Origin of the sequence: Mesorhizobium sp. M7A.F.Ca.AU.002.02.1.1, assembly GCF_003998535.1 — a bacterium.
Lineage (GTDB): Bacteria > Pseudomonadota > Alphaproteobacteria > Rhizobiales > Rhizobiaceae > Mesorhizobium > Mesorhizobium ciceri.
In genome coordinates this window covers 1-4449 of record NZ_RZPB01000512.1, presented here as the reverse complement: position 1 = coordinate 4449, position 4449 = coordinate 1, and the positions used below count along the sequence as shown (strand labels likewise).

Below are 4449 nucleotides of genomic sequence, written 5' to 3'. Positions count from 1 at the left end.
CATCTCCCGACAGCAGTAACGCGTGCCCGGCCACCCCCCATGCCTCCATCCAGCCAAACACCACGGCTATCGGTGGAGTCCCGTGCCGCGCGAGCTCGGCGATGTAGTTGTCGGCGTGCAAGGATCCCGTAGTGGCCACGATGAGGTCCGCACCCTTCAATATGTCGCTCCCGGACACGACGAGGTCCTGGATGGTTTTCGAGAAAGCCCTCACTTCGACCACCTCCGGCAAGTCTTGTCGTAGGTCCGATGCTAAGGCTTCCGGCTTCGAATGGCGGACGCTACGGCCACCAAGCTCATGACGTCGAATGTTCTCCCAGCCAAGAGTCTCGTGATCAACGAGATCTAAGCGTCCGACGCCTGCCTTCGCGAGTAGGCGCGCGACGCCCGCGCCGACAGCGCCACATCCGACTACGACTACTCTCTTGTCGGCGATATTGGTCAGGTCGACGATGCTGCGGGACGCCGAACTGTCAAGCAGTGAAGTCCGCAGGCGCTGAATGGTATAGTGCTCGAGAAGGTCGCCCACGGCGAGTTTGTCACGGGGTCGAAGCTTGAGCCTCGGCTTCCGTCGAGAGCCCTTCTTCTGCGGAGGAAGAGTTTTCAGCAGGCGGACACCCGCAAATTGGCGGCGGCCGGAAGGCGCAACGCCGACTAGCACCAAGACGATCCCATTCGGCACCGCACTCACAGCCTTCAACAATGCCTCTCCACCATCGACGGCGTGCGTCTGGAGGAGTTTGACAAGGCCTAAAGAATCCGTGGGAAACTCGGACGGCAAAGGGAACTTCTTGAGCTCGACGAAAAGGGCGGCATTCGTATGCTTGGGTGCCTCCCCGTTCCGATTCCCCCACCACCGAAGCATCAATTCCTTGCTGGCAAATACAAAGACCTCGTTGCCAGTCAGGAGATATGACCCTGTCGATGCACGTTCCTCGTAGAGCAACGAGAGCGTCGGGCTGCCGACATGAGCACGTTGGCTCCAGTAGTTGGTGAAGTCTTCCTTGAGATCCTCGTCTTCAGACCCTGTCTGATGCGCATAAAGGAGCTCGAGGGCTTCCGCCAGCACCTGCCGGGCGGCATCTGCCGGATCGGTAGTAAACTCAACCTTCGTCAGGCATAAGCGGCCATCAAGCTCGACATGCGGCAGGTTTCGCTGGACGTCGTAGTTGATGATATAGGCGTTCGGTCGCGAATACGGGAACGCGGCGTCGGCCACGATGGACAGATCCTGGCCCCACACCTCGAACAACCACAGATGACGGCCCGTCGGTCGCCCTTTGGCATCCTCGCAGGCGCGATATCCCCTGTACTCCGGCCGATAGGCCTCGAAGAGCGCCGAGACAGCGTCAATGGCCTGAGCGATGGTGAGCAATGGACCGCGCGCTCAGGCGTACCGTGTCTCACCCCGCTTGACCGCCGGACCTACTTTCTGGGTGAGGGACTTTGCCCCATCCGGGTCGGGCTGCTGGGAGAACCAGTCCGTATTGAAGAACTTGTCCCAGGCGCTCATCGCTTTCGCGTGGTCGCAGTCCCATTCGTCGAGAACGTCGAGATGCTTGAGGTTCTCATCGAGTTTGTCGTGGAGGAACTTGGCCTTCGCATTGCCGTCCTCGATAATGTTATCGTCAAGAACCGGATGCTTGACCACCTGTTTCCAGGCAAGCGTGTCCCTAATCGCCTTCGCGATATTGCGAAGCGTCTTGTCATCGTGGTCAGCAACCTCGGCCCAATGATCGGCCACGAGCTTCGAGATGACGAATCCATTCGAAATCTTTCCCTTCCAGCTTGAGCGGCTCCGCGCAAAGGCTTTGAGAAGCCTGACTACTTCAACAAACTGTCCCTTATCGCCGTCCTTGGACGCATTGGCGCAATTGTTCTTGTTGAAGTCCTGGAACCACGAAGTCACTGCCAACGCATCCGATCGCTTCCAGCTGGAGCTAGCCAGCTCGTAGTGGTCAGACTCCTTTCCGGTCCAGGCGTCCTTCACAACGACGTGGCGGTAGACGGGCACGTCGATGTGGTAACCCTCGTGGTAATAGACCCGCACGCAGTTCTTGAGGACTTCTCGCGAGTCTTTGAAACGATCGTCCTGCAAAGCGTTGCACACCATTTCACGGGCCGCGAGGGGTGACTTGTCAGCTCCTTTCGACCCGACGAGGTCCTCCTTCTTGAAATAGACGCCGTCGTCGATGTCATAGTCTTCGCCCTTTTCGACGATCATTGTGCGCATCGCGTAGGAGCCCTGAGTCCGCTGTCCGATCGGGGTCGGATCGTTGTTGGCGGCTAGGCCGTCCTTCAGCCGCTTCCGGTTGGTCTTTGCCTTGGTGAAGATGCCTTTGCGGCTGTCATTCGGAAGCCGCACCTCGTCACGCTGGTATTTCGCTAATTGGAGATGGCAATCTCTCATTCGAAAAACTCCTTGGGTACGCCTGCCTCCGGCATCGTAGGCAGAGACATCATGAGATTGTGGATCAATTGACCCTGCGGGTTCCGAGGATCATCACAGGCACTCTTGACCATGTCGGCGTCCGTCGACGCCTGGCTCAAGAGCGCATTCATCGCCTCCGACCTACTGTCGTCGAGACCGAGATACTCGAGTTTCGAGGCCGGGATTTTCTGCTGCGGAAAGCGAACGTGGTGCACCTCCCTGCCGCATTTGCTCAAAACATTGGCGAACATGCGGGCCATATTATCAAAGGCGAACTCCTGGGCCGTGATGCTAAGCGGCGCGACATCGGCACCCAGCTTCCACTGGAGCATCGACCTGTGGACTTGTGTCGACGAAATCTCCTCTCCCTCAGGTCGAGAGCATGTGCCCAAGGAGAATATCTGGATGGGCTGTCCCTCGTCAGCGTTCATTAGCGCATCCAGCATCCCCACCATGACTGGGTTGTTCGCCCACAATCCACCGTCTGCAAAAACCTCAATCTGCTCGTGCTTGCTGTCGGGGTTCTTTATCGCCGCCAGGGACCGGTAGATCGGCGCCGCGCTTGAGGCCAAGCAGATATCGACTAGCTTATAATTGTCATCGCGGACTCCGCTCGTCTTCGTCTTCTTGAAAACCCACGCCCGGTGGGTGCTCATGGCCACCGTGGGGATCGAAAGCGAAATCCCTCGCTTCCTGTAGACATCGAGCATGGTGATGTCTCCGAGCTCCACCCTGAGGGCTTCCCGCAGCGCTGCATCGCCGGCTCTGACTATGCTGCCACCCTTCGCTATACGGGCAATGAGCTTTACTCTGCTCTCGGTAATGCGCTCGGGGAAAATCTTCCTGCCCCAGACTTGGTAGAGCCTGACTAGATCGCTCATAGGGCGGCCGATTGCCGCGGCGCAGGCGATGATGGCCCCCGTGCTCGTTCCAGCGATGAGATCGAAGCCGCCGCCCAGGTCGAGATGTTCCTCCCCGCGTGTCCTGCGATATTGATCGAGCAAGCGATCGAGAAACGCCGCAGTGTAGATGCCACGCATACCGCCGCCGTCGAGGCACAGGACTCTGAAGGGCCTTCCAACGGGAGTTGTAAGTTCAGCAGCTTCTTCCATTGAAATGGATGCCTTTTTTATTCCCTGCGAGCTACGGATTGTGCGTCAGAAATCTAAAGTATCCCGATTCTTCCCTCATTCCGAGAACATACCATGCTCAAGTATGATTTATAACGTCGCGCAAATTCGAGGCGACGAAATATGTTGTAAGATGAAATGGTGCCTTCGAATTCGGTCGTACGATTCGGCGCCCTAACCTACGATGAGGACGATCTTTGGAAATAGCAGCTATTGGCGCGAAGCCGCCATCACGTATACTGATTCTAGTGGCCGATTCCGGCGAGACATCAGTGCCGCCGTTTCGAGTGTAGTGGGTTGGCTGTCCGAATGGCAGCTGTTCGGTCAAGACGCCCGCCAGCGGACGGTCTCCTCCCGGCCCCCAATCCGGTCATTCCGTACCGCATGCTGAGATGGCCGCTCCTGGCAGAAAGTAGACATTCTATTCGGTGGCCCAAACTGGGCGAAGGGTTATATCACTTTGGCCTGCGGCGCGAACCCTAGAAGCGTCCCATAATGGAGTTGGTCACTGAGCGCTTACTCGGCAGTAATCCGCAAAGCGTTCAACGTCTCGGGTGTAATGGTACCCGTAACTTTGAGGTTGTAGTCAGACTGCATTTTTTCAAGGCCAGCCCTCATCTCCGGGCTCATCTTGCCGTCCAGTTCGCCATTGTAGTAGCCGAACGACAGCATGGCGAATTGGACCTGAAGAACGATTTCCTTGAATTTGTTGGCGTTGCCGGGAAGCACGACTAAAGGCGCTGGAGCCGCCGGCGCAGTTGTGGGCGGCTGGTAGGTCGGTGCTTGATAGACCGGTGCCGGCGCCTGATAGACGGGCGCTGGCGGCGGGTAGTATGTGCCGCCTGCCGACGATCGGTGGCTGCTGTGCGAGCTGTGGCTGCTGTGTGA

The 4449-nt window shown here is 57.8% G+C and carries 4 protein-coding genes; all 4 read right to left on the bottom strand.

What is annotated here, in order from left to right; genetic code table 11:
• On the bottom strand, positions 1-1375 hold a 1375-nt coding region (locus tag EN879_RS25435), incomplete at its 3' end, for a ThiF family adenylyltransferase (RefSeq protein WP_206521002.1).
• A 12-nt stretch (positions 1376-1387) separates the two neighbouring features.
• A complete protein-coding gene (locus tag EN879_RS25430) occupies positions 1388-2410 on the bottom strand; it encodes a cyclic GMP-AMP synthase DncV-like nucleotidyltransferase (RefSeq protein ID WP_063170749.1) in 1023 nt (340 codons plus the stop codon).
• Complete coding sequence (locus tag EN879_RS25425) at positions 2407-3543, bottom strand: patatin-like phospholipase family protein (RefSeq protein ID WP_082826781.1); 1137 nt, start codon at positions 3541-3543, stop codon at positions 2407-2409. Before EN879_RS25425 ends, EN879_RS25430 begins: the two co-directional genes overlap by 4 nt.
• A gap of 534 nt (positions 3544-4077) precedes the next feature.
• The coding region (locus tag EN879_RS25420; protein ID WP_206521001.1) for a peptidoglycan-binding protein at positions 4078-4449 on the bottom strand (372 nt) is incomplete at its 5' end.